Source organism: Agrobacterium sp. YIC 4121, assembly GCF_002008205.1.
In the GTDB taxonomy this organism is placed as follows: Bacteria; Pseudomonadota; Alphaproteobacteria; order Rhizobiales; family Rhizobiaceae; genus Agrobacterium; species Agrobacterium leguminum.
This window is the reverse complement of record NZ_MRDI01000021.1, coordinates 1-24,264: the sequence shown is the minus strand read 5'-3', so window position 1 is coordinate 24,264 and position 24,264 is coordinate 1. Positions and strand designations below refer to the sequence as shown.

Here is a 24,264-nt window from a genome sequence, read left to right as displayed (position 1 = left end):
GCCTCCTCAGGCCGATTTTCGGACCAGAATGGTGAATTCCCATAAGTCGTAATCGTGCAGCAATGCTACATTGCGGGCATATAAGCGCTTGCAGCGATCAAACATCGCAAGGGGATCGGTGTAATGTAAGTCCGGCCGCATCCGCTCGACGTCCGAGTAGGTGGTGAGGCAATTAAAGGCGAAGCCCTTCGTTGATGCGGCGTCGATTGTATCCAACGTAGCAAAGATATAGTCCTGCCACTCTTGAGGGTTACGCTGCATTCGGACATTGAAGATGCCTGAGGCCACGGTGAAGTCCGCCACTTGGGTGGGTTTTGCAGCCTGCAGAATGGAAACTCCTGCTTTGGGCAGCACATCGCGGGCGGCTTCCACCATGGCGGAAGAGACATCATAGCCTATGTATTGGAAATCCGTATGATTTTCCGATAGAAAGTTATAAAATGCGCCATAGCCGCAACCGAGATCATTGACCGAAAAATTGCTGACCGGTAGCAATCTCGCCAACTGGACAAAACGGTTACGTTGGCCTTCTTCGCCGAACCAGTCCACGCCGCGTGGGGTGGCTCCGTATTCCTCCAAAGTTCGAGTATAATACGCGGCGACGTCGGCCGTCAGATCATTTTTCGACGCGGCCATGCACCCTCCTTACAATGGTATAGGGACGCCGCTTGGTCTCGGTGAATATCTTCGACAGATAAATGCCGATAACCCCTAGGAACAGGATATTCAACCCGCCGACGAGCCAGACAGAAGCAACAACTGATGTCCAGCCGGACTGAGGGGGCGATAGGAAAAGACGGTTGATGATCAGCCACAGGATGGAGGCTAGGGCTAGGAAGGAAATCGTCACCCCTACATGGAAAATGAAGACCAGCGGTGCGTTCGTAAAGGACGTGATTGAATCGACAAAAATTCCCAATTTACGTCGAAACGAATAGCTAGTTGCCGACAGCGACAGTTTTGCCACCTCGACCGGGGTCTGAGCGAAGCCAGTGATCTGCCAGAGACCAGCCAAAAAAATCTCGTGCTCGCGATGCAGGAGCAGAGCGTCGACATACCGGCGTGTCATCAGCCGCGCTGTGACCAGATTGCGCGGCAGGTCCAGCCCTGTGCTCCAGTTAAACACGCCGTAGAACGCCTCGCCCGACCACTGTTCGAATACGCCGCCCTTGCGGCGAGTCTGTACGCCATAGACGACATCCGATTGCGTGCTCTGCATCGTTCGATCAAAGTCCGCCAACCAAGCCGGGTCTTCCTCGAGATCGCTATCAATCAGGAAGATTTTCTCCCCACGAGCATGATCCAATCCGGTCATCATTGCCTTGTGATGACCAAAATTGCGCGACAGGTCGACTACCACTAGGTGCGGATCAGCGTCGGCAGCGGCGACCGCAAGGTCGAGACTGTCGTCGGGTGAGCCATCGTTGACGAGAACAATCTCGTAACTATCACCGGCTAACGCACGAGCGGCGGCAGTTACTCGGTCATGAAATTCCCCCAAACCGGCGGCAGACCGATACAGGGTGGCTACCACGGAAAGCTGAGGTCTGTCGATCATGTGGACCTTCTGGAGCGCAAAATGCGTTCAGCCTCAGGACCGCAGTTGAAGATCAAGTCCAGGACTGAAACGCCATGTTCGAAAGGGCCCCATAGCTGTGGGTATTGCGGGTAAGCGGAATAGTCGAACCATTCCACCGCGATTCCGCGTTCCGCAAAGGGCGCGTCTTCAAGATAGGACCGCGCAGCCGGCCCGGAAACATAGACATTGGCCTGCGTTTGGACGCAAAGGTCGGCGAGACGGGCTGACCGATCAGGTAATAAATTATAATCTTCACAGCGAAGGATCGGCGTCGTGATATTCAGACGCGCGCAGATGGCGCGCAGGAACCGTTCATTCATTGACGAGAGCATCGCCTCCGGCAGAGCGCTGTAGAGCGGCGCGAGCCATTCCGACTCGGCGGCGAAAAACGGCGCACGGCTATAAGCACTTACAATGCTTCGCCAATGGCTTTGCGCCCAGTCTGTCCCCGAGATGCGAGTCTCGTTTATGGACTGATTATAGCGCCCCTTGACCTCCACCGGCACGGTGAGCCAAGTCAGTCCTTGCGCAGTTTTAATCTGATTTCGGTTGCGCCAGTCGCGTCGGGTATATTGTACAGAATCGAACAGCATGAAAACATCAACGCTGTCGATAAGGTCAAAATAGCCTTTCCACGGGATATAATTCGATTGAACGATCGCAATTTTAGACAAAGAAAGATATCTCGACCAGACTAGGCCGCTACGCCTAAAGCAAGCCATAGAGGACGTTTATTGCGGAACATTCGTGCTGTCAACCAACCCGTTCTTTGAACTAATTAGCTGGGCGATGATTATTTTGTCAGAGATCGTTGGGTGTTGAACGGCTCTGGCCTTGAAGTACGCGCTTGATAAACTATATCGACGCGCGTCTTTCCACACTCAAGAAGGGCCGATGGGACGGCTTTTTCGCCGCCCCGCAGGCTCCGCCGAAAAAGGCCCGCTGAAGGCATCGAGCCTCAGCTTCTCTTTTCGGAAGCAAGGCTTTTCTTCAGGGCATCCATGATGTTGATGACATTGCCGCCGGTGCGGGCCTTCGTGCCGGTTTTCTTTTTCGAGGAGGAGACCTCGTCGCCCTTGGTCTTCAGCAGGGACTTGATCTTCTTCTGAATGGGGTCCTGCACCAAAGCCGGTTTCCAACCCGTCAAATGTTTGCCGATGCGTTTTTCCATGGCGTCCAGCAGCGGCCGGTCGATTTTCATCTTCGGCTCCAGCGCGTCAATGCTTTCGCGCACCTCTTCGCCATAATGCAGCGTCCACAGGATGATGCCTTTCCCCGACGGTTCGAGGAGCACAGCCCTTTCGCGACGGTAGATTACGAGGCGCGCAATACCGAAAACATCGTTCACCTTCATGGCTTCGCGAATGACGCTGAAGGCTTCGGTGCCGATCTTGTCTTCCGGGCGCAGAAAATGCGGACGGTCGTACCAGATCCAGTCGATCGATCCTTTTGGCACGAAGGTCTTGATATCGATCGTGCGGGTGCTTTCCAGCGCTACCGCATCGATCTCGTCATCCTCCAGAATAATGTAATCGTCCTCGGCGCGGGGAAAACCCTTTACCTGGTTTTTGGCAGCGACCGGTCGGTGGGTGATGCTGTCGACATAACGGTTTTCGACGCGATTGCCGGTTTTGCGATTGAGGATGTGGAAGGTGTATTTGTTGCCTTCCGTCGTCGCGGGCGTCAGCGAGACGGAGGCCGTCACCAGCGACAGCTTGAGATAACCCTTCCAGAAAACCTGTCGTGCCATGTCCGCGATCCGCATTGGTCCCCCGGAACAACAGCCACGGGGTGGCTTTTGTTCCTGGAGGAGCGGCAAATCGGGGCAGGGATGGAGCGTCAGCCGAACAGCGACGTCAGCCCGTAAACCGCGGCGGAGATCAGCGCAGCCGCCGGCATGGTCACGATCCAGGCGATGACGATATTGCCGGCAAGGCCCCAGCGCACCGCCGAGACGCGGCGGGCAGCGCCGACACCGACGATGGCGCCGGTGATCGTGTGGGTGGTCGAGACCGGAATGCCGAGCCACGTCGCACCGAACAGCGTCAGCGCACCACCGGTTTCGGCGCAGAAACCCTGCATCGGGTTCAGCCGGGTGATCTTCGATCCCATCGTATGGACGATGCGCCAGCCGCCGAACAGCGTGCCGAGCGCCATGGCCGACTGGCAGGAAATCACCACCCAGAAGGGCACGTAGAAGCTCTCGCCCAGATGTCCCTGGCTGAAGAGCAGCACGGCAATGATGCCCATGGTCTTCTGCGCGTCGTTGCCGCCGTGTCCCAGCGAATAAAGCGAGGCGGAGATGAACTGCATCACGCGGAAGGTGCGGTCCACGGCAAAGGGCGTCTGCCGCACGAACAGCCAGGAGACGGTGAGTACCAGAAGCAGGGCGAGGAAGAAGCCGATGGCTGGCGACATGAAGATGGCGCCCACGGTTTTCAGCAGGCCCGACCAGACGATGGAATTGAAACCCACCTTCGCAAATCCCGCACCGACGAGCCCGCCGATCAGCGCGTGCGACGAGCTGGAGGGAATGCCGAAAATCCAGGTGACGATGTTCCAGACGATGGCGCCGATCAGCGCCGCGAAGATCACCTGCGGCGATACGATGGCCGGATCGATGATGCCGGTGCCGAGCGTTTCGGCCACATGCAGGCCGAAGAACAGGAAGGCGATGAAGTTGAAGAAGGCCGCCCAGGCGACCGCATATTGCGGGCGCAGCACACGGGTGGAGACGATGGTGGCGATGGAATTGGCGGCATCGTGCAGACCGTTCAGAAAATCGAAGAACAGCGCGATGGCGATAAGGCCGATTAGCAGCGGCAGGGCAAGTGCGACATCCATCAGACGTTCTCGATAACGATGCCGCTGATCTCGTTGGCCACATCCTCGAAGCGGTCGACGACCTTTTCGAGTTCGCCGTAGATCTCGCTGCCGATCATATAGGCCATGGCATTGCCGTTTGCGCCGTGGCGGCGGAAGAGGTCCTTGAGACCCAGATCGTGAAGTTCGTCGGAGCGGCCTTCAACGCGGGTCACCTCTTCGGAAATGGATGACAGGCGCTGCGCATTCGTGCCGACCTTGTTGAGAAGCGGAATGGCTTCCGCGATGAGGCCGGCTGCGCGCACGATCTCATGCCCCATTTCCTTCATCAGCGGATCGAATTCCGTTTGCTCGAAAAGACGGATGGTCTTGACGGTCTTGTGCATCATGTCGATGGCGTCATCCATCGACTGGATGAGATCCTTGATGTCGCCGCGGTCGAAGGGGGTGATGAAGCTGCGCCTGACGGCGAGCAGCACCTCGCGGGTGATGTCGTCCGCCTGATGTTCGAGGGCGACGATGAGGTCGCAGTTCTTCTCGACGTCGATGCCGCTCAATAGTTGGTCAAGGGCCTCGGCCGCTTTGATGACGGTTTCGGAATGTTTGCTGAACATGTCGAAGAAACGGTCCTCGCGCGGCATCAGCTTGCGAAAAATACTCATCATGCGAATTGGCCCTCAATGGCGCTTTATTAGTTGTGTGGGGTGATTGTCATAAAACTGTCATAAATGCACGTGGGGCATTGATGCAACCCGGAAAATCAGCACTATCAACGGATATGAAACCCACCAAGAAAAGCCGGAAAACCCGCCCGGCTCGTGCACTGACATTGCTCCAGCAGCTTGCTGCGGTTCCGGAAAAGCTCTTCACCGGCGCTTTCCGGCAGCAATATGCCGCGCTTTGCTTCCGTTATGCCGGCAATGGCGAGGATGTCGAAATCCTCCTCGTCACGTCCCGTACCAGCGGACGCTGGATCATTCCGCGCGGCTGGCCGATGAAACGCAAGAAGCCGCACGAGGCGGCGGCAATCGAGGCGTGGGAGGAGGCCGGCGTGCGGGGCCGGGTGAAAAAGAATGCGGTTGGCCGCTATACCTATCTCAAGATGCTCGACAATGGCGATGTCGTTCCCTGCATGGTCGATGTGTTCCAGATAGAGGTGACGGAGGCGGAAACCAGTTTCAAGGAACGCGGGGAACGCCTGCTGGAATGGGTGCGCCCGGATGAGGCGGCAAGGCGCGTTCGCGATATCGAACTGAAGTCGCTTCTTGTCGATTTTCGTCCGAAGGGCAAAAAGAAGCGTCAGGGCAGCGAGCGACCCTGAATGCGAGGCCGACGGATGGCCCTGGAGCATTTCCCGTAAAGCGGAATCGCTTTTACGTCGGGAAAATTCGTGAAAACAAAGGGTTAGAGCATTTCCCGTAAATCCTTGCCACAGTACACGACAGAAAGGTAATCTGATACGGCAATCGCGGTGTTTGCGGTGGTGCGCGATGTTTCCCACCTCCGTCATTCCGGCCTTGAGCCGGAATCCAGCCAGCCCAAGTCCTTGGGCTGAAGGGAGTTTCTCGCCGCGTAGACACGCGTCGGCTGGATTCCGGCTCAAGGCCGGAATGACGGAGGTGGGCGTGCAACGGCACAGGAAACCGTTGCGTCGTGTACTGTGGAACCCTTCGTCACGGGAAATGCTCTAGGCCGCGGCCGCCGGTCGGTCCTGCATGGCCGTTCCCGCCGCCTCGTCCGGCGCTTTCGGCAACAGGCGGGTAAAACGCCTGACGATGCTGTCTATATAGGACAGGATGGTCGGCACCACGATCAGGGTCAGCAGCGTGGAACTGATGAGACCGCCAACCACCGCATGGGCCATCGGCGCACGCTGCGCGCCACCGCCGCCGACGGCCAGACCGAGCGGGATCATGCCGAAGATCATCGCAAGCGTCGTCATGATGATCGGGCGGAAGCGGATGACGCCGGCATTTTCCAGCGCCTCGTTCAGCGAAAGCCCACGCCGCCGTTCGCGATTGGCGAAATCGACCAGCAGGATGCCGTTCTTGGTCACGAGGCCCATCAGCATGATGAAGCCGATCAGCGAGAACATGTTGATCGTGCTGCCGGCCACCATCAGCCCGATGAGGACGCCGACAAGCGAAAGCGGCAGGGACGCCATGATGGCGAGCGGTTGCATGAAACTGCCGAATTGCGAGGCGAGCACGATATAGATGAAGATGACGGCCATGGTAAGCGCCGTGACCATATGGCCGATGGTCTCCTGCATGGTTTCGGCGTCACCGCCGAAGCGGATGCGATAGCCGTTCGGCAGGTCAAGACCGGCGGTCAGGCCCTGCAACGTCTCCGTGACCTCGCCAAGCGTGCGGCCGGCGATATTGGCCGAAACCAGTATCTCGCGGCGATTGTCGATACGGCGGATTTCGGCGGGGGCCGGCATGATGCCGATATCGGCGACCTGATCGAGACGCACCATCAGCGGCGCGCCCTTCGCGGCCGTGCGGCCGGTTGCGATCATCAATTCACCGAGACCTTCCGTGTCGGACCGCCGCTCGACGGGCAGGCGGATGACGATATCGTAGCTGTTGCCATCCGCATCCGTCCATTTCGACACATCCTCGCCGCCGATGAGGGGGGAAAGCGCTGCTGCAAGATCGGAGCGGGTAATGCCGAGATCGCTCGCCGCCGCAGGCTTCAGGCGGACCGAAAGAATGGAAGTCACATCCTTGGCGCTCGAGGTCACATCCACGAGGCCGGGAATTTTCTTCATGTCTTCGACCAGACCGGTGGCGATTTTTTCGAGGACCGCCCGATCGTCGCCGAGGATGCTGAGCTGCACCGGGCTTTCGCCGCCGCCAAGGCCATTCTGCAGGATCGTGACCTCTATGCCCGGTATGGCTGACAGGCGTTTGCGAACCGGTTCGGCAAGGGAGAGCGGAGTTCGGCTCCGCATGTCGAGCGGCACCAGCCCCACCATTATGGCGGCCCGATGCTTGCCGGCGGCGCCGCCGGTATTGACGGTGGAATAAAGCGTCTCGACTTCCGGAAATTCCTTCAGCGCCTTTTCGACCTGCCGCACCTTCGTTGTCGTATAGTCCCGCGAGGAGCCGACCGGCGCGGTAATATTGACCTGGAAGCGGCCCTCATCGGCATTCGGAACGAATTCCGTGCCGACCAGCGGCACCATGAACAGGCTGCCGATAAAGATGCCCGACGTGACTAGCAGGGTGACGAGCCGATGCCGCAGGGTCCAGCCGATTGCCCGGCGATATTGCCCGGCCATCCATTCGAAGCCGTGGTCGAAACGGGCGATCAGGCGGCCCACCTGCCCGCGCTTCGCATCGGGCTGGGCGTCCGGATCGTACCAGACGCTGGACAGCATCGGGTCGAGCGTGAAGGCGACGAAGAGCGAAATCAGGACGGCGGCGGAAACGGTGACGCCGAATTCGTAGAAAAACCGGCCGACAATGCCGTCCATGAAGGCGACCGGCAGGAAGACTGCCACGATTGTCGCCGTTGTCGCGATTACCGCAAGCCCGATTTCATTGGTGCCGTCGAGGGCCGCACGCAGGTGGGATTTGCCCATGTGAAGATGGCGGGTGATGTTTTCGCGCACCACGATGGCGTCATCCACCAGAATGCCGATGGAAAGCGTCAGCGCCAGCAGGCTGAGCGTATTGAGCGTGAAGCCGAGGAAATGGATCACCGCGAGCGTGCCGATGATTGCGATTGGCAATGTCAGCCCGGTAATAACCGTGCTGCGCCAGGAGTTTAGAAACAGGAAGACGATGGCGACGGCGAGCGCCGCACCTTCTATCAGCGTCGTCTGTACCTGACTGACGGATTCGCGGATCGGTATCGATGAATCCGTGACGACGCGCAATTGCACGTTCTGCGGGGCAAGCTCGGCATTGAGCGCATCGAGGCGCTTCCTCACATCCGTCGCGACCTGAACCGTATTGGCGTCCTGAACCTTGACGATGTCGATCGCCAGTGCCGTCTGGCCATTATAGAGGGCGCGGTTTTCGCCATCGGCCGCTCCTTCGGAAAGCGTGGCGACATCGCGAAGCGCAATGGCCGCGCCGCCGCGCCTTGCCACGACCATATCCAGCAGCGCCTGCGGCTCCTCGATACGCCCCTGCACCTGGATCGTGCGTTCGGAGACGGGATCGACGACGCTTCCGGCCGGGCTGTTGCTGTTGCCGGTGCGCAGCGCATTCACCACCTCGTTGATGCCGATCCCGAGGGCACGCATGCGCGTCTCGTCGATTGTCACATCGATCTGCCGCTTGCGCGCGCCGACCAGCGTTGCCTGGCCGACGCCGGCAACGGTCGTCAGCTGCCGCACCACCTTCTGATCGGCAAGGCTGGTGAGAGCGGGCACATCGAGCGATGTCGAACTGATCGCCACCGACAGGATCGGCTCGGCGGCGGGGTCGAACCTCGATATGACGGGCTTTTTGGCGTCTTCCGGAAAATTCGCCTCGATGGCGGCGATCTTGTCGCGCACCTCCTGCGCGGCGGCTGAACTGCGCACCTCAAGCTTGAATTTTGCGACGACGACGGAGCGCCCCTCATAGGAGGTGGAGGTGACCTCATCGAGACCACCAATGGCGTTTAGTGCATCCTCGACCGGGCGTGTCACCTCGGTTTCCACCGTCTCCGGTGTCGCGCCCGGATAAGAGGTGACGACCACCACCACGGGAACGTCGACATTGGGATATTGGTCGAGGCCAAGCCTTTGCAGGGAGAAGGCGCCCATGACCAGAAGCGCAACCATCATCATGGTGGCGAAAACGGGATGGGTAACGGATATGCGGGTCAAGAACATTTCAGCCTGCCTTGTCGACGGTGACGGCCATATCGGGCCGCAATTCGGGAAGCGGCGCGGTCAGGATGGTCTCGCCATCCTTCAGCCCGGTGGCAATCTCGATCAGGCTGCCGCCGTTCCAGCGCGCTCCCACCGTGACTGTCTGGCGGCGAAGATGGCCGTCCTGCACCTTGAGCACATGATAACCGGCCTCATCCTTGCGCAGCGCGATGGCGGGAACGACGAGCGCATCGTTTTTCTCGCGCAGCAGAATCGATCCGCTGGCGAACATTCCGCCCCACAGCCGGCCGTCACGATTGGCAAGCCGCAGATAGACGGCGATGAAGCGGGTGCCGTCTTCGGCAACCGGGCTGATGCGGTCGACCGTGCCTTTGACGATCTGGCCGCCAAGGCCGTCAATCTCCAGTTCCGCCGTCTGGCCGAGGGCGACGCGCGGAACATCGCGCGTCGCGACAAGAACCTTCGCCTCCAGCACGCTGGTATCGACCAGCGTGAGAAGCTCGCCATCCGCACCGACACGCGATCCCGCCTCGGCAAGCCGCCGGGTGACGGTGCCGCCGAAGGGCGCGCGGATTTCGGCATTGCGAAGGGCGAGACGAGCAATATCCGCCTGCGCCGAAAGGCTCTGGAGCCTTGCCGTCTTCACCGCCACATCGCTTTTCGCCTTGTCGAGCTGTTCTGCCGAAGCGATGTTTTTCAGGGCAAGCTGTTCGGTTCTCGTCAGGGCCTGCATTGCCAGCATCAGCTCGGCCTCGGCCGCATCCCGGTCGCTCTGCCGCAGCAAAAGCGTCGATTGCAGCTCGTCGGTTTCGAAACGCACGAGCAACTCGCCCGCCTGTACCGCGTCTCCGTCGCGGACATTCATCTCGACGATCTTGCCGGCTTCACGGGCGCGGATCACCACACGGGTGATGGGCTGAAGCTCGCCGCTGATGCCAAGCCGCTCCACCATCGGGCGCGTGCCGATCTTCGCCGTTTCAGTCGCCGTCAGTTCGAACGGAGTGCCTGCCGGGCTCATCGCGGCAGTCTCGACGAGCCCGTTCACGATGCCTTTGACACGCTCATTCGCATCGACGCTGCCGCGCGCCGGATCGAGAGCGGTGACAACGAGAACGCAACCTGCAAGCGCGATCCCCGCCTTGATGGTCCTCTTCACCCACATGCTGAAATCCTTTCCATACCGGGACCGCCGCTCGGGCGGTCGCATTGCCTCTCTTGAGGCGTATGGCATCTGGATAGGCGTCCATAATTGCAGCAGCATTACCCTTGCGAACGCAGCTGCTTAAACAGCAGGGTCCGATGTTCCATCGCCCTGTTTTTACGCCTTTTCGGAGGGGAAACGGACATGCACGGGGTTGGAAATGCTCAGGTGTCTTCTTTGCCGCAATACTGCCGCAACCTTTCTGGCAGACAAGGGAATGCGAAGGGACGGTGACGCATGAGACTTCTGTTGATCGAAGACGAAAAGGCAATGGCGGATGCGCTGACGGCGACGCTCGGCAGGCAGGGCATCGTCATCGACCATACGATGTGGCTCGGCGATGCGATGGAGCTGACGCGCCAGCACGTCTATGACGCCATCCTGCTTGATCGCCGCCTGCCGGACGGGGAGGGACTTGCCTTCATTCCGCAGCTGCGCCATGCCGGCATTGACACGCCGATCATACTGTTGACGGCATTGAACGAACCGGAAGACCGCATAGCCGGACTGGATGGCGGCGCCGACGACTATCTCGGCAAGCCGTTTCTCGTCGGTGAGCTGCTGGCGCGGGTGCGTGCGGTTCTGAGACGGCCGGCAAACCTTGCGCCGGCCGAAATCACAGCCGGCCGCATCGTTATCGATCCGCTCCATCTCAGCGTCACGATCAATTCCGCTCCCTTCGATCTGCCAAGGCGCGAGCTTGCGATTCTCGTTGCGCTGGCGAAACGCAAGGGCAAATCCGTGCTGCGTTCCACGCTTGAGGCGGCCGTCTACAATTACGAGGAAGAGATCCAGTCCAATGCGCTCGACGCGCATATATCGCGGCTGCGAAAACGCCTGCTCGATGCCTCCGCAGGCGTTGGCGTCCATAATATTCGCGGCATCGGTTATCTGTTGAAGGAAGAGGCATGAAAGCGCAGGGCACCTCCAACTCGTCCTTGTGGTGGAAGTTGAGCTGGCAGCTCAGCGTCGTCGTCTCCGCCATGATTGCCGTGGTCATCATCGGCCTCTGCTTTTACGGCATGACGATGCTTTCGCCCAATATTGCGCTCTGGGACGATCTGTCGGCAACACTCGATGAGTCGCTTTCGCTCGATCCGCAAAAAGGATTGGTCGTTACCAATGGCCCGGCATTGCAGGCCCTGAAGGCGGAGAACTCAACGCTCTGGTTCGTGGCTTCCACGCTGGACGGGCGGGTGGCGAGCTATGGCGCCGTGCCTGCCGTTTATGAGGAATTGTCGCCGTATCTGCATTTGCTGACGGATGCCGATATTCGCGGCGGAAAGGGCGTCTCCGAGGTCGCCCTGGTTGAAAGCATGGAGACGAAGTGGGGTTCCGTCAGGGTCATGTTCGGCGGAACCACGCATATGAGGGGGCAGTTTTTGGCGCTCCTTGCCGGAACCTACAAGATTTACGTTCCCCTCCTGGCTGTCATCTTGCCTGCCGTGTTCTTCTCGGTTCCCCGCATCGTGCGCGAGGCGCTTGCCGGCCTCAATTCCGTCGTCAAAAAGGCTCCCGAGATCGATCCGCGCCGGCCGGGCTCGAAGCTTCCGGTCGAGGATGTGCCGCGGGAGGTGGTGCCCCTGATCCTTGCCTTCAACGGTATTCTCGAACGGCTTGAAGAGCAGTTTCGGGCGCGGCAGCGTTTTCTCATCGATGCGGCGCATGAGCTGAGAACGCCGATTGCGATCATGCAGACCCGGATAGAGGGCTTGCCAGGCCCCGAGCAGCAACGCCTGATGGAGGATGTCGCGCGGCTTGGGGAGACCACGGAGCAGCTTCTCGCCTTCGAAAGAAACGATCAGGTGAACGACCGGCGCGAAACGCTGGACCTCGTCGAGACGGCGCGCACTGTCGTTGCCGATCTCGCGCCGCTCGCGCTTGCGGCGGGCTACGATATCTCCTTCGAAACGCAGGTCGCGCGATATGAAATACTGGGCAACCCGTTCACCCTGCCGCGCGCCATCAGCAACATCGTGCGCAACGCCATCGACCATGGCGGAAACAGGGGGATGATCCACGTCTCGATTCTCGCTAGTGGCGAGATCGCGGTTTCCGATGAGGGACAGGGGATAGCCGAAGATCAGCGGGAGCGGATTTTCGAGCCCTTTTATCGCGTTACACCGCGCAGCACCGGGGCCGGCCTTGGCCTCAGCCTCGTCAAGCAGATCGTCGCCAACCATAACGGGCGAATCTTTCTGGACAGCAGCGCCTTCGGAAGCACCTTCCGGTTGCGTTTCTGATCCTGCGTTGCGCGCGCTTTCAGGGGCGGGCAATTGTAATGTTGCCGCAATTTTCACTGTCGTACCGTGTGGGGCACAGGATCAACCATGCCAACTGGAGTACGTGCAGTGAAACAACAGTGCAGTCTGTTTGCCCGGGCTTCCGGCGACAGGGCGTCCCGCAGTCGCGGCGTCGCCTTCGCCACCTTGCCCTTTGCCATCATCATGTCCGGCTGCACGTCCGTGCCGCTCAAGGAAGGCGGTACGCTGACCTCCTATGCGCAACTCAGCCCGGTCAAGGGCAAGTTCACCAAATCGCGCACCTTCGTGGACGCCAACGGACTGGCCGGCGTCAAGACCGTCGCCATCGTGCCGACCACCTTCTCCTTTGCGGCCTCGTCACGGGTCACATCGGAAAAGGACCGTGTCCTTGTTTCGAATGCGCTGGATCGCGCCATCTGCGTGGCGCTCAGCGATAAATACCGGATTGCCGCGCTGGGCCAGCCGGCGGACATGACGGTGCGCACGGTCATCACCGATCTGGTGCCGACCGATAAGACCATGGCCGGGGTATCGACGGCCGTGACGCTCGGCAGCGGCTTCGTCCTGCCGGTCAGCGTGCCGCGTCTTCCATTCGGGCTTGGCGGCCTCGCCGTCGAGGCGGAGGCGGTGGACAGCACCGGCGTCCAGCGCGCTGCTGCCGTCTGGTCCAAGGGAGCGAATTCCATCACGGGCAACGCCCGCGTCTCGGAAATCGGAGATGCCTACGAGCTAGCCGCCGATTTCTCCAACTACTTCTCGCGCATTCTGGTGACAGGCAAGGTTTCGGACGGGCTGAACCTCTCTATCCCCTCCGGCCATCGAATCCGGTCCGCCCTGGGCGGAAAACCGAAATATGTCGAATGCGATGCCTATGGCCGCTCGCGCGGCCTGCAGGGCATGGTGGCCGACAAGTTCGGTGCGCCACCCGAATGGACCGACAGATCCGCAAAGGCCGCGTCGCGATAAGATCAGCGGTTGAGATCGGAGACGGTCGCGATCCCGCTCGCAGAATGAGCGGTTTGCGCCCATAGCGTCTGCGCCATCGTCTTGAGTTGCAGCGATTCCATCCATCTGTCGGTGGAATCGCTGCCGTCCCGGCCGGTGATGGCATAGGGGCTGGGGCCGAGTTCACAGGTGAAGACCAGCTCACCATTATCGGGCGCAAGCGATCGCCAGTGGCGGAATCCATAGTCCCACCAGTTCAGAAACAGATCGACCCATGGGCGGTGATGGGCGAAGGAAATCTCGATCTGGATTTGCTCGCAGGAGCCGATCCGTCCGTGAAAAGCCTGCGCATTGCGAAGGATGCGGCGGATCTGCCGCTGGCTTTCATCTTCGACTGGAAAGGCGAATTCGCGGGCAACGAGATAGTGGGACAGATCGGCCAGCAGCGGCAGTTCGGGCCGCCGTTCCAGAAGGTCGAGCGTGAACAGGAGATCGCTGGTCATCCGGTTGCGATGGGTTTCGATGAAGACGGGAACGCCCGCCTCTTCGGCAAGCCGCATCCAGCCGTCAAGAAGCGGCAGACAATCTTCCACCCGGCGCGGACGGATATCCGCCTGAAGATCGAGATGGCTGACGGGAAACTCCTGCGCCAGCGCCAACGTCTGGCGCAGATCCTCGATACTGCGCGGAAAGCAGACACCTTCGATCCGAAGGCCCGTGCCACGGATCGCCCTATTGAGACGCAACACATCCGCACGGTCGGTATAATGCGCGCTGACGCCATCGAAACCCGCTGCGGCGATCCGGGCTATGTTTCCCTCTAGGCTGGGTTCATGGCTGTCGCCGGAGAGCCTTTCCATGGCCCACAGCGATTGAAAGACGAGCAGCTTCTGCATCAGGCCGCCCGTGCGCATTTCAGCAATGATTTGAGATTGACGCCGGGGTCGGCAAGGACCGCCGGATCTGGATTGATGCCGGCGGCGATCAGCATCTCGGCAAGCTTGATGTCTCTGGCGACCCTGTTGCCAACGCCCAGCCCGGCGGCGGCGACAAGGCGGCCGTCCTGAAGGTAGAATTCCAGTTCGCCATCGCCCAGCGGTCGGGTGACGCTCTGATGCTCCGGCTGCGGCAGGCCCGCGACCTGAAGGCCGAGATCATATTGATCCGACCAGAACCAGGGCAGGGCGGCGAAGTCCTCGTCTGCGCCAAGAATGTTATGCGCTGCGACCTCTGCCTGGCTGCGGGCATTGCGCCAGCTTTCAAACCGGATATGTCCGCCGGCGGCTTGCGAGACGGCCGCGCAATCGCCCGCCGCGAAGATATGGGGATCGCTGGTGCGCAGGAAAGCATCGGTCAGAATGCCGTTTCCGATCGCAAGCCCAGCCGTTTGCGCCAATGCGACATTGGGCAGGACGCCGATGGCGGAGACGACTATATCGGCCGGTACGCGCGCGCCTTCGGTAAGCAAAACTGCTTCCGGCGTGATTTCCGAAACGCCCTTTCCCAGATGGAAATTCACGCCCTCTTCGAGATGGCGCTTGTGTATCCTTTCGGCAAAACGCGGGGGAACCGCACGGCCGAGCGGCCGTGTTGCGGCCTCGATAATGTTGACCGCAAGCCCCTTGCCGCGCAGAACCGCCGCAAGTTCCATTCCGATCAGCCCGCCGCCGATGATCGCAATCCGGGCGCCGCTATTTGTGCGGGAGAAAATCGCCTGCGCATCCGCGTGGGTGCGGAAATCCAGCGCCAGCCCCGCGCCGGGGCATGTTAATTTTCGCGGATGTGCCCCGGTTGCAAGCAGCAGCCTGTCATAGCCGAGCGCCCGCCCGTCATCAAGCGTCACAAGGCGGTCTTTCACATCGATCCGGGTCGCCGATACGCCCTGACGATAGGAGATGCGGGCAGCCTCCAGTGCTCCGTCGCCGCAGATGGGTTTCATCCGCACCGCCCCTTCGAGCGGTTTGGAGAGCGGGGGCCGTTCATAGGGTGGGTGCGGCTCCGTGCCGACCAGCGTGACGTTGCCTGCAAAGCCCGCTTCGCGCAGCGCAAAGGCGGCACGTGTGCCCGCCTCGCCGGCGCCGATGATGACGATTGCGTCCATGGTATCTCCGTGAGAAGGGACCGGCGCGCTTTTCAGGGTGCACCGGCTGGGGGAGGATCAGTTTCGGCTGGCGTAGTCGGTCATGTTCTTCCGCGTCACCAGTTCGAACGGAACCATGACCTGTTTGTCGACCGGCGTGCCGCGTATCAGGGCGACGGCGGCATCGAGCGCGCTTGTCGATTGCCCCCTGGCGTTCTGGAACACCGTGGCGTCGAGATCGTCAGCGGCCATGGAGGCGAGACCGTCCGGCGTGGCGTCGATGCCGATGACGATCACATCGTCCATCGAAACGCTGGCCGCCTTCAGCGCCTGAACCGCGCCGATCGCCATCTCGTCATTATTGGCGAAGACGACGTCGATCGGTCGGCCGGCGGTGATCCAGTTTGTCGTCATGTCCATCGCGGTTGTCCGTGTCCATGCGGCCGATTGCTCGTCGGCGATGGTGACGGCCCTGCAGTCGCCGGATGTGAGCGCCTGCTTGAAGGACGAGGTCCGGTCGCGCGAGGCCTGATGGGCGAGATCGCCCATCAATATATAGGCCTGCGCGTCGGCGGCCTTTCCCTTCTCCTTGAGCAGCGAACAGGCCGCTTCGCCGGCCAGCCGCCCCGCATCGGTTTCCCGTGAGCCGACATAGGCCTGCTTTTCCGGCAGTTTGGCGACATTGTCCGGTTCGAGATTGAGGTAGACCAGCGGAATGCCCGCCTTGGCTGCGGCATCGCTGATGCCGGGTGCGGCCGAGGTGTCTGCCAGCGTCACGATGATCGCGTCGACGTTTGCGGCGATGAAATTATTGACCTGGTTGAGCTGCTTGGAAATATCGGCCTGCGCGTCCTCGACCTGGATCTTGACGCCGTCGATCTCCGATGCCCGGGCGCCAAGCCCTTCGCGCAGCAGGGTCTGGAAATTATTGTCGAAGCTCTGCATTGAAACGCCGATGGTCTCGGCCGATGCCGTGCCGGCGAAAAGGACCGCCAGAGCGGCCATGGTACAGATGGATTTCATGTTTGTCCTCCCTTGGGGCGCCGGGCCGCCCGGGTGCATTCCGGAGGCCCTTTCGGGCCTGCTCGAAAGCCCGGCCTAGCCGATGGTGATGCGTACTTCGCCGTCCACCACCTGCGCCGGATAGGTCTTCAGGTTTTCGCAGGCGGGCAGCCGCAGCGCCTCGCCGGTGCGATAATCGAAGGCGCCGGAATGCTTGGGACATTCCACCTCGAAATCCATCACCAGCCCTTCGGCGAGATGGATGGCCTCATGGGTGCAGAGGCCGGCTGTGCAATAAACGCTGTCATCCGGACCGCGGTAGATCGCATAGGTGCGTCCGGCGTGGTCGAAGCGGATCGCGCCTTCCTGTTCGATGTCTTCCAGTTTGCAGGCTGAAACCCAGTTCATTCGGCTGCCTCCCCGATGGTGTTGCGCGCCTTGCGGGCCGCGAGTTTTTCTTTGCGTTTGCGATAGCGTTCCTGCATGCGGGCTTCTCCCTCCGCCGAGCCGTCGTGCCAGGTGCCGAACCACCTATCGAGCGGGATGAGGGCGTCGCCGTAATTCACCTCGAAATATTTGTGGTGAAGGTAATGCGCATAGGCATGGCTATCGACCAGCTTGTCCTCGCCGATCTCGACCTTGTCGAAGCCGACATGGCCGGGGATCGCGCCGAAACCCGCATAATGCAGTTGGTAAAGCATGAGGACCGGGTTGGACGGCAGGATCAGGTGATAAAAGGCAGTGCCGAAATAAAGCAGATGCTCGACCGGATGCATGGATAGCGACGACCAGGGCGACGGGTTCACCGAATTGTGGTGGACGGAATGCACCCATTTATAAAGCAGCGGCGTGTGGATGAGCCGGTGAATGCAGAAGAAGTGAAATTCGTGGATGATCGGCACAACGAGCGCCACGGCTGCGAGCGTCCATGGATTTTCGGCAAAGCTGAGCCATGGCGCATAACCATTGGCATAGGCCCACAACATCGCCACTTCGATGGCGGTCCAGATCGTCACGCCGGAAAGGAAGGTGCGCAGGATGTTGTCGAGGTTCTGGCTCTCGAACCAGAAGGCCTTGCTCTTCTGTTCGGCGGGAAATTTGCCGTTATATTTGAAGCGGTTTTCCTGCCGCTTCAGAATATAGAGATGGAGTTCGAAACCGCCGTAGAAGAGAAAGACGCAGACCGCATTGACCGCATAAAGCCAAGCGATCCAGCCGAAGCCAAGCGTGGCCATGGTTTCGACGGGCGGAATGACAAAAGCCCAGTAGCCGACTGCAGAAAGCGCGAAGATCGCATTCCACGGAAAAAAATAATGCGGCAGCCACTTTAAAAGCGCCACGAGGCGCGGCGGAAAGGCAAAGAGCGGTGCTGTTTCCACCGGCTGGTGGGGCGCCCAGTCGCCGCGCTTGTTACGCGTTCCATATTTCAGATCGTCCATAGCGCTCTCCTTCGGACGATCGCTCTCGATGCGCCCGCGCAAGTTTTCACGATGAAGAAGGGCGTTTACACGCCATTGCCGCCCGGCGCTTCTCGCGCTCTGCGGCTTTCCTCCCTGAAGAGAAATTAGCAGGGCGGGCGGTGAACGCCGAAGCCTTCCTTGATCAAATCAGATCAAAGGCTTTCGGCGGTGATGGTGACGAAGCGAATGGGCGCGTTATCGGGTTCGATATCGGTGAGACCGATCCGGCGAAGGACGAGATCCAGCGCCCGGCGGGCCTGCGCCTCGGGGGCCTGATCGAGCACGATATCCATGATGCCGTCATTCAGCGCCTTGCGGGTATAATCGGTCAATTCATGGCCGACGAAGAATATCTCGCTGCCGCGCGGATGCCGGCGAAGAACGTCGATCAGGGCGGCATTCGCGCCGCCGGCATTATAGAGTCCGGCCATGTCGGGATAGAGATCGAGCGCCATGCGCAGGGCCTCGGCGCCGTAATATTCGTCGTCGCGGGTAAAGCCCAGCCATTCGAAGCGATGTTCACCGGCATGATCGCGGAAGTAATCGGAAAAGCCGCCGATACGGTCGCGGTGGACCTGATAGATCGGATGGCAGAGCGCGATGACCGGGCCGGGCTGGCGCGCCATGCGGGTGATGAAATGCGCCGCCGTCCGTCCCGCCGCGCCATTGTCGATGCCGATGAATTCGCCCTTTTCCGCCGAAGCGCGCGTGACGACATGCACGACCGGCACGCCGCGCGCCACCGCCGCCTCGACGGCGGCGCTAACCGCCGGGCTGCTCGGACTGGCGAGGATAAGGCCCGCGCGCGCCTTTGCGGCGGCGGTGATGCGGCTCGCCAGCTCGTCCGGCCTCATCTCTTCGGCGAAGCTGCGGTGGACCACGACGAGAGGGTCGAGCGTTGCCGCAATTCTTTCGAAGGCCTTGGAAAGCCGCCGGTAAAAGGTGGTGTCCGGGCGTACCATCAGCACTTCTATGCGCAAGAGGCCTCGGTGGGTCTCCGGCAGGGTGCGCGGATAATCCAGTGTGCGTGCGGCCAGAACGACCTTTTCCACGAGTTCGGCACGAACGCCGCCGCGCCCGTTTAGCACCCGCTCGACCGTGGCGGTTCCAACGCCTGCGAGGCGGGCGATATCGCGGTAATTCGGCCTGCTCACATTCGCTTTCCTGATATTGATGTGTCTGTCGTCTTCAAGACTGGCCGAGTTTCTGAAGGCCGCATTCGCGGACGATTTCGGCGATATGGCTGAACTGCGCCGAGAGCGGATTGCTCTTGCGCCACACGATGCCGATGGTGCGCGACGGGCGCGGTTCCGCCAGCCGGAACACCGAGACGGTGGATTGCCGTGTCTCCATATCGACGGCCATCTGCGGAATGAGTGTGACGCCGATGCCGGCGCCGACCATCTGCACGAGGGTGGAGAGCGAGGAGCCTTCCATCAGCACGCGCGGCGGCGCATTGGTCGTGCTGCAGAAGGAAAGCGCCTGGTTGCGGAAGCAATGGCCTTCTTCCAGCAGCAACAGGCGCATTTCGCCCAGCTTGTCGGCGCTCGGCACCGGCATGCCCGCATCCTCCATCGGCCGCACCAGAATGAATTCCTCCGAAAACAGCGGAACCTCCTCCAGCGCCGGTTCCGAGACGGGCAGGGCGACGATCGCCATGTCGAGCCGGGCTTCGAGAAGGTCTTCGATGAGCTTCTGTGTCACCGCCTCGCGCGGGCGTGCTTCCAGTCCGGGATAATGCCGGGTCAGCGTCTTGATCACCTGCGGCAAAAGATAGGGCGCGACGGTGGGAATGACACCGATGCGCAGGCGACCGCTGAGAGGGCCGTGCCCCGCACGCGCCAGATCCTGCAACTCGTCCACCGAACGCAATATCGAGCGGGTGCGTTCCGCAAATTCCTCGCCAAGCGCGGTCAGCCGAATCTGGCGGCTGCCGCGTTCGACGAGCGGCGCACCGATCAATTCCTCCAGTTCCCGGATCTGCAAAGATAGTGCAGGTTGGGAAATCGCGCACGCCTCCGCCGCCCGACCGAAATGACCGATCTTGGCCAGAGCGTCGAAATAACGGAGATGTTTCATGGAGAGCGCAATCATAAGCTCAGCATATCGCAGCCTTTAGAATATACAATTGGAAATTATGGAACCCGGCTGTTAGTCATCTTCATGACAGAAAGAAGCTGTAGCTGTGAGAGGTTACCAGCGTCGGTGCACGGTTTTCCCATGACCTGACGCTGGCTCTGGCTCTAACGCTGCACATGTCGAATTGATTATTTCGTTTAATTGTTAAACCCATCGGAGGGCGAAATGGACGCAACTTCAAAACCGGCTGGCAAGTGTCCTGTCATGCATGGAGGCAATACGGCCTCGGGTAAATCGGTAACCGAATGGTGGCCGAATGCGCTGAACCTCGACATCCTGCACCAGCACGACACCAAGACCAATCCGCTCGGCACCTCCTTCAACTATCGTGAAGCCCTGAAGACGCTCGATGTCGAAGCGTTGAAAGCCGATCTGCGCGCGCTGATGACCGACAGCCAGGACTGGTGGCCGGCGGACTGGGGCAGCTATGTGGGCATGATGGCGCGCGTTACCTGGCATGCGGCGGGTTCTTACCGCGTGACTGACGGCCGCGGCGGCGCCAACACCGGCAACCAGCGTTTTGCGCCGCTCAATTCCTGGCCGGACAACGTCAACACCGACAAGGGCCGCCGCCTCCTGTGGCCGATCAAGAAGAAATACGGCAACAAGATTTCCTGGGCAGACCTGATCGCGCTCGCCGGCACCATTGCCTATGACGTCGCCGGTCTGAAGACCTTCGGCTTTGCTTTCGGCCGCGAAGATATCTGGGCTCCGGAAAAGGACACCTATTGGGGTGACGAAAAGGAATGGCTGGCGCCGAGCGACGGCCGTTACGGCGACGTGACCAAGCCCGCGACGCTGGAAAACCCGCTCGCTGCCGTGCAGATGGGCCTCATCTACGTCAACCCGGAAGGCGTGAACGGCAAGTCCGATCCGCTGGCGACGGCGGCGCAGATGCGCGAAACCTTCGCCCGCATGGGCATGGATGACGAGGAAACCGTCGCTCTCACCGCCGGCGGCCATACCATCGGCAAGTCGCATGGCAATGGCAGCGCCGCCAACCTCAGCCCCGATCCGGAAGCCGCAGGCCCGGAATATCAGGGTCTTGGCTGGATCAACACCAAGGGCCGCGGCATCGGTCGCGACACCGTGGTATCCGGCATCGAGGGCGCGTGGACGAGCGAGCCGACGAAGTGGGACAATGGGTTCTTCGATATGCTGTTCAAGCATGAGTGGACGTTGACGCACAGCCCGGCTGGCGCATCGCAATGGGCGCCGATCACCATCGCCGAAGAAGACAAGCCTGTCGATGTCGAGGATGCCTCCATCCGCACCATTCCGATGATGACCGATGCCGACATGGCCCTGAAGGTCGACCCGATCTACCGCGAGATTTCGCTGAAGTTCAAGGACGATCAGGACCATTTCTCCGAGGTCTTTGCCCGCGCCTGGTTCAAGCTGACCCACCGCGACATGGGGCCGAAGTCCCGTTATTTCGGCCCGGACGTTCCGGCGGAAGACCTGATCTGGCAGGATCCCATCCCCGCAGGCTCCACCAGCTACGATGTCGCCGCCGTCAAGGCGAAGATCGCGGCTTCCGGTCTTTCCGTTGCCGATCTGGTCTCGACCGCCTGGGACAGCGCCCGCACCTTCCGCGGTTCGGACAAGCGCGGCGGCGCCAATGGCGCACGCATCCGCCTTGCACCGCAGAAGGACTGGGAAGGCAATGAGCCCGCCCGTCTTTCCCGCGTGCTCTCGGTTCTGGAACCGATCGCCCGTGAAACCGGCGCGAGCATTGCGGATGTGATCGTTCTGGCCGGCAATTACGGTGTGGAGCAGGCGGCGAAAGCGGCCGGCTTCGACATTGCCGTGCCTTTCGCTGCCGGCCGTGGCGATGCTTCCGCCGAGCAGACGGATGCCGACAGCTTTGCGCCGCTGGAGCCGCTGGCGGATGGTTTCCGCAACTGGGTCAAGAAGGACTATGTCGTCAGCCCCGAAGAACTGCTTCTGGACCGCGCGCAGCTTCTCGGTCTCACCGCGCCGGAACTGACAGTGCTGATCGGCGGCCTGCGCGTTATCGGCGCCAATTATGCAGGTACGGCGCATGGCGTGTTTACCGACAAGCCCGGCGCGCTGACGACGGACTTCTTCACGACGCTGACGGACATGGCCTATTCCTGGGTTCCGACCGGCAACAATCTCTATGAGATTCGTGACCGCAAGACCGGGGTAGCCAAGTACACGGCGACCCGCGTGGATCTCGTCATCGGTTCGAACTCCATCCTGCGCGCCTATGCGGAAGTTTATGCGCAGGACGACAGCAGGGAGAAATTCGTGCGTGATTTCGTCGCCGCCTGGACGAAGGTGATGAACGCCGACCGTTTCGACCTTCTGTAAGCAAAGGCCGACTGTTTAATGATGGTGCACCTCCCTGAGCGATCGGGGAGGTGTTTTTTCTATCTGGGTTGGCAAGGACGCATCAGCGACCGCTCGATCCGGCATGCTATCGCCGGTCAGAAGCCGCAACCGGTTTGCCCGATGAGGATTTTTCCGCCTTTGCCGAGGGAGCTTTGCCGCTCTTTTCGTTTTCATGCGCATCCGGCCCGGCCACGATGACGCCACGGCCCTTCTCTTCGCGTTTCTTGTCCGCGAAGTTGCCCGGTTCCTTTTTGCTGTCCATTGATAATCTCCCGTGTTGCGTTGCTGTCAGGAGTTCAACGGGCGTTTCGCCCAGAGGTTCCAGAGCTGTCGCGTCAGCGAATGTTTCTCTGTATAACGATCTTTGCTATTAACATGAATTGATAAGTCATGTTATTGGGGCAGAGCGCGATGACTGGCGCAGCGCGCCCGTCTTTCCATACGCTCACCCCAGACCCGACAACCGGACGGTACCCGCATTGAGTTTCTGGCATTCCATGACCTGGCACACGGAAGGGATCAGCGTCACTGCGCCGGTGAAATGGCGCCAGTTCGACGGGCTGGTCAGTGCTTTCTGGGAAGCGGAAAGCCAGATGGGAGCCAAGGGTTATTATCTGGCCGCCGATCCGCGTATCATGATCTTTTTCAACGATGTCTCCTCGCGCATCAGCATGTCCAACCGCAATGGCGAGTTCACCAACCATTCGCGGCCGATGACACGGGCGGTTTATGTGCCGGCCGGCGTGCCGATGTGGACGAGCAGCAGCGCCACGCATCGATTCTCGCATCTCAACCTGCATATTCACAAGGACCGCCTGTTGCGTTTCCTGTCACCTTCGGTGGGCAGTTCGGCGGCGATGACGGCGCTGCGCCGTCCCGTCGAGATACAGGATATCGGCTCGGTGGAAACCCTTGCCGGCCTGCTGGTCGATGAGCTAGCTGAACCCTCGAAACATGCGGTCTATGCGGAAAGCCTCGTCGGCAGCATCGTTGCCGGCCTGCTGGATATTCCCGGCCCTTCGCCGGAGCAGGTCAATGGCAGGCTGACGCAGGCGCAGTTGAACAAGCTTCTTGCCCAGGTCGAAAAGCGTGGCGACGACCGTATGACGGTTGCCGAGATGGCCGATATTGTCGGGCTTTCGGAAAGCTGGTTCGCCACCGTATTTCGCCAGACCACCGGCAAGACGCCGCTGCAATGGCAATTGGAGCGGCGCATCAATGCCGCCCAGAAACTTCTGCTGGAAGGCGATCTGACGGTGGCCGATATCGCCGCCCAGCTCGGCTTTTCCGATCAGGCCCATCTGACCAAGGCTTTCCGCCAGTCCGTGGGAAACACACCCGCCGCCTGGCGACGGCTGCACAGGCTGCTTTGAGGCTGGGTGAGGTCGATGCGCAGTGTTTTGGTGAGGCCGCAAACCTCACCTTTCCTCATCATCGGGCTTGTCCCGAGGATCTGCGACCTTCAGACTTGATGAGGCGTGGTTAGATCCTCGGGACGAGCCCACTGCTGTCCGGTTTAAATTTGGTGGACATGGCGCACGGTGTTGATTCTACTCGTATTCGAGCGTTTGGCGACGAT

22 protein-coding genes are annotated in these 24,264 nt (G+C 60.5%); 6 read left to right on the top strand and 16 right to left on the bottom strand.

The window, feature by feature from the left end; translation table 11 throughout:
- Positions 1–6: 6 nt before the first annotated feature.
- The 6 genes from BTE54_RS18845 to BTE54_RS18820 all read right to left on the bottom strand — a co-directional run bounded on the left by BTE54_RS18845 (position 7) and on the right by BTE54_RS18820 (position 5,067).
- Positions 7–636, bottom strand: coding sequence for a class I SAM-dependent methyltransferase (locus BTE54_RS18845; protein WP_078053548.1), 630 nt, complete (start codon positions 634–636; stop codon positions 7–9).
- A complete protein-coding gene (locus tag BTE54_RS18840; RefSeq protein WP_078053547.1) occupies positions 617–1,558 on the bottom strand; it encodes a glycosyltransferase family 2 protein in 942 nt (313 codons plus the stop codon). Before BTE54_RS18840 ends, BTE54_RS18845 begins: the two co-directional genes overlap by 20 nt.
- The gene (locus BTE54_RS18835) at positions 1,555–2,253 is read right to left on the bottom strand and encodes a WbqC family protein (protein ID WP_078053546.1); all 699 of its coding nucleotides are present in this window, start codon (positions 2,251–2,253) and stop codon (positions 1,555–1,557) included. Before BTE54_RS18835 ends, BTE54_RS18840 begins: the two co-directional genes overlap by 4 nt.
- Positions 2,254–2,537: 284 nt before the next feature.
- The gene (locus tag BTE54_RS18830) at positions 2,538–3,329 is read right to left on the bottom strand and encodes a Ku protein (protein ID WP_198939190.1); all 792 of its coding nucleotides are present in this window, start codon (positions 3,327–3,329) and stop codon (positions 2,538–2,540) included.
- A gap of 89 nt (positions 3,330–3,418) precedes the next feature.
- Positions 3,419–4,423, bottom strand: coding sequence for an inorganic phosphate transporter (locus BTE54_RS18825; protein ID WP_003521775.1), 1,005 nt, complete (start codon positions 4,421–4,423; stop codon positions 3,419–3,421).
- Positions 4,423–5,067: a DUF47 domain-containing protein gene (locus tag BTE54_RS18820; RefSeq protein ID WP_078053544.1), complete on the bottom strand. Its 645-nt coding sequence runs from the start codon at positions 5,065–5,067 to the stop codon at positions 4,423–4,425. The genes BTE54_RS18825 and BTE54_RS18820 overlap by 1 nt, the downstream gene beginning before the upstream one ends.
- Before the next feature lie 113 nt (positions 5,068–5,180).
- On the opposite strand from BTE54_RS18820, the gene BTE54_RS18815 reads away from it, so the two are divergent.
- On the top strand, positions 5,181–5,723 hold the full coding sequence (locus tag BTE54_RS18815; RefSeq protein WP_059758602.1) for an NUDIX hydrolase: 543 nt from the start codon (positions 5,181–5,183) through the stop codon (positions 5,721–5,723).
- 366 nt (positions 5,724–6,089) lie between these two features.
- On the opposite strand, the gene BTE54_RS18805 is transcribed toward BTE54_RS18815, so the two are convergent.
- Both BTE54_RS18805 and BTE54_RS18800 read right to left on the bottom strand, forming a co-directional pair.
- Positions 6,090–9,236 (bottom strand): efflux RND transporter permease subunit, encoded by a 3,147-nt coding sequence (locus tag BTE54_RS18805; RefSeq protein WP_078053542.1) that lies wholly within the window; start codon positions 9,234–9,236, stop codon positions 6,090–6,092.
- 1 nt (position 9,237) lies between these two features.
- A complete protein-coding gene (locus BTE54_RS18800) occupies positions 9,238–10,398 on the bottom strand; it encodes an efflux RND transporter periplasmic adaptor subunit (protein ID WP_078053541.1) in 1,161 nt (386 codons plus the stop codon).
- A 276-nt stretch (positions 10,399–10,674) separates the two neighbouring features.
- On the opposite strand from BTE54_RS18800, the gene BTE54_RS18795 reads away from it, so the two are divergent.
- The 3 genes from BTE54_RS18795 (at position 10,675) to BTE54_RS18785 (ending at position 13,667) form a co-directional block, all read left to right on the top strand.
- The gene (locus tag BTE54_RS18795; RefSeq protein ID WP_020809306.1) at positions 10,675–11,349 is read left to right on the top strand and encodes a response regulator transcription factor; all 675 of its coding nucleotides are present in this window, start codon (positions 10,675–10,677) and stop codon (positions 11,347–11,349) included.
- The gene (locus BTE54_RS18790; RefSeq protein WP_020809307.1) at positions 11,346–12,680 is read left to right on the top strand and encodes a HAMP domain-containing sensor histidine kinase; all 1,335 of its coding nucleotides are present in this window, start codon (positions 11,346–11,348) and stop codon (positions 12,678–12,680) included. The genes BTE54_RS18795 and BTE54_RS18790 overlap by 4 nt, the downstream gene beginning before the upstream one ends.
- A gap of 108 nt (positions 12,681–12,788) precedes the next feature.
- A complete protein-coding gene (locus BTE54_RS18785) occupies positions 12,789–13,667 on the top strand; it encodes a DUF3313 domain-containing protein (protein ID WP_078053540.1) in 879 nt (292 codons plus the stop codon).
- 2 nt (positions 13,668–13,669) lie between these two features.
- Here BTE54_RS18785 and BTE54_RS18780 read toward each other — a convergent pair whose 3' ends face one another.
- The 7 genes from BTE54_RS18780 to BTE54_RS18750 form a co-directional block, all read right to left on the bottom strand.
- The gene (locus BTE54_RS18780) at positions 13,670–14,542 is read right to left on the bottom strand and encodes a sugar phosphate isomerase/epimerase (RefSeq protein ID WP_143240746.1); all 873 of its coding nucleotides are present in this window, start codon (positions 14,540–14,542) and stop codon (positions 13,670–13,672) included.
- A complete protein-coding gene (locus tag BTE54_RS18775; RefSeq protein ID WP_078053539.1) occupies positions 14,542–15,747 on the bottom strand; it encodes an FAD-dependent oxidoreductase in 1,206 nt (401 codons plus the stop codon). The genes BTE54_RS18780 and BTE54_RS18775 overlap by 1 nt, the downstream gene beginning before the upstream one ends.
- A gap of 57 nt (positions 15,748–15,804) precedes the next feature.
- Positions 15,805–16,749, bottom strand: a complete 945-nt coding sequence (locus BTE54_RS18770; RefSeq protein ID WP_065657653.1) for a substrate-binding domain-containing protein — start codon at positions 16,747–16,749, stop codon at positions 15,805–15,807.
- Between the two features lie 75 nt (positions 16,750–16,824).
- Complete coding sequence (locus BTE54_RS18765; RefSeq protein WP_020809312.1) at positions 16,825–17,136, bottom strand: MocE family 2Fe-2S type ferredoxin; 312 nt, start codon at positions 17,134–17,136, stop codon at positions 16,825–16,827.
- Entirely contained in the window at positions 17,133–18,167 is a 1,035-nt protein-coding gene (locus BTE54_RS18760) for a sterol desaturase family protein (protein ID WP_078053538.1), read from the bottom strand. The genes BTE54_RS18765 and BTE54_RS18760 overlap by 4 nt, the downstream gene beginning before the upstream one ends.
- Positions 18,168–18,340: 173 nt before the next feature.
- The gene (locus BTE54_RS18755; protein ID WP_078053537.1) at positions 18,341–19,342 is read right to left on the bottom strand and encodes a LacI family DNA-binding transcriptional regulator; all 1,002 of its coding nucleotides are present in this window, start codon (positions 19,340–19,342) and stop codon (positions 18,341–18,343) included.
- A gap of 34 nt (positions 19,343–19,376) precedes the next feature.
- Positions 19,377–20,282 carry a hydrogen peroxide-inducible genes activator gene (locus BTE54_RS18750; RefSeq protein WP_078053536.1) on the bottom strand — a complete coding sequence of 302 codons (906 nt, stop codon included), beginning with the start codon at positions 20,280–20,282 and terminating at the stop codon, positions 19,377–19,379.
- A 210-nt stretch (positions 20,283–20,492) separates the two neighbouring features.
- Between BTE54_RS18750 and katG the strand changes: the two genes are divergently transcribed.
- On the top strand, positions 20,493–22,664 hold the full coding sequence (katG, locus tag BTE54_RS18745) for a catalase/peroxidase HPI (RefSeq protein ID WP_078053535.1): 2,172 nt from the start codon (positions 20,493–20,495) through the stop codon (positions 22,662–22,664).
- 106 nt (positions 22,665–22,770) lie between these two features.
- Here the strand turns inward: katG and BTE54_RS25140 are convergent, their stop codons facing one another.
- A complete protein-coding gene (locus BTE54_RS25140; RefSeq protein WP_003521762.1) occupies positions 22,771–22,947 on the bottom strand; it encodes a hypothetical protein in 177 nt (58 codons plus the stop codon).
- A 217-nt stretch (positions 22,948–23,164) separates the two neighbouring features.
- Between BTE54_RS25140 and BTE54_RS18735 the strand changes: the two genes are divergently transcribed.
- Positions 23,165–24,058, top strand: a complete 894-nt coding sequence (locus tag BTE54_RS18735) for an AraC family transcriptional regulator (protein WP_020809316.1) — start codon at positions 23,165–23,167, stop codon at positions 24,056–24,058.
- Positions 24,059–24,264 lie beyond the last annotated feature (206 nt).

What these genes read in the sequence shown, in the direction of transcription:
- BTE54_RS18845 (WP_078053548.1), bottom strand. Translation starts at nt 636, where the DNA reads ATGGCCGCGTCGAAAAATGATCTGACGGCCGACGTCGCCGCGTATTAT.
- BTE54_RS18840 (WP_078053547.1), bottom strand. Translation starts at nt 1,558, where the DNA reads ATGATCGACAGACCTCAGCTTTCCGTGGTAGCCACCCTGTATCGGTCT.
- BTE54_RS18830 (WP_198939190.1), bottom strand. Translation starts at nt 3,329, where the DNA reads ATGGCACGACAGGTTTTCTGGAAGGGTTATCTCAAGCTGTCGCTGGTG.
- BTE54_RS18825 (WP_003521775.1), bottom strand. Translation starts at nt 4,423, where the DNA reads ATGGATGTCGCACTTGCCCTGCCGCTGCTAATCGGCCTTATCGCCATC.
- BTE54_RS18820 (WP_078053544.1), bottom strand. Translation starts at nt 5,067, where the DNA reads ATGATGAGTATTTTTCGCAAGCTGATGCCGCGCGAGGACCGTTTCTTC.
- BTE54_RS18815 (WP_059758602.1), top strand. Translation starts at nt 5,181, where the DNA reads ATGAAACCCACCAAGAAAAGCCGGAAAACCCGCCCGGCTCGTGCACTG.
- BTE54_RS18805 (WP_078053542.1), bottom strand. Translation starts at nt 9,236, where the DNA reads ATGTTCTTGACCCGCATATCCGTTACCCATCCCGTTTTCGCCACCATG.
- BTE54_RS18800 (WP_078053541.1), bottom strand. Translation starts at nt 10,398, where the DNA reads ATGTGGGTGAAGAGGACCATCAAGGCGGGGATCGCGCTTGCAGGTTGC.
- BTE54_RS18795 (WP_020809306.1), top strand. Translation starts at nt 10,675, where the DNA reads ATGAGACTTCTGTTGATCGAAGACGAAAAGGCAATGGCGGATGCGCTG.
- BTE54_RS18790 (WP_020809307.1), top strand. Translation starts at nt 11,346, where the DNA reads ATGAAAGCGCAGGGCACCTCCAACTCGTCCTTGTGGTGGAAGTTGAGC.
- BTE54_RS18780 (WP_143240746.1), bottom strand. Translation starts at nt 14,542, where the DNA reads ATGCAGAAGCTGCTCGTCTTTCAATCGCTGTGGGCCATGGAAAGGCTC.
- BTE54_RS18775 (WP_078053539.1), bottom strand. Translation starts at nt 15,747, where the DNA reads ATGGACGCAATCGTCATCATCGGCGCCGGCGAGGCGGGCACACGTGCC.
- BTE54_RS18770 (WP_065657653.1), bottom strand. Translation starts at nt 16,749, where the DNA reads ATGAAATCCATCTGTACCATGGCCGCTCTGGCGGTCCTTTTCGCCGGC.
- BTE54_RS18765 (WP_020809312.1), bottom strand. Translation starts at nt 17,136, where the DNA reads ATGAACTGGGTTTCAGCCTGCAAACTGGAAGACATCGAACAGGAAGGC.
- BTE54_RS18760 (WP_078053538.1), bottom strand. Translation starts at nt 18,167, where the DNA reads ATGGACGATCTGAAATATGGAACGCGTAACAAGCGCGGCGACTGGGCG.
- BTE54_RS18750 (WP_078053536.1), bottom strand. Translation starts at nt 20,282, where the DNA reads ATGATTGCGCTCTCCATGAAACATCTCCGTTATTTCGACGCTCTGGCC.
- katG (WP_078053535.1), top strand. Translation starts at nt 20,493, where the DNA reads ATGGACGCAACTTCAAAACCGGCTGGCAAGTGTCCTGTCATGCATGGA.
- BTE54_RS25140 (WP_003521762.1), bottom strand. Translation starts at nt 22,947, where the DNA reads ATGGACAGCAAAAAGGAACCGGGCAACTTCGCGGACAAGAAACGCGAA.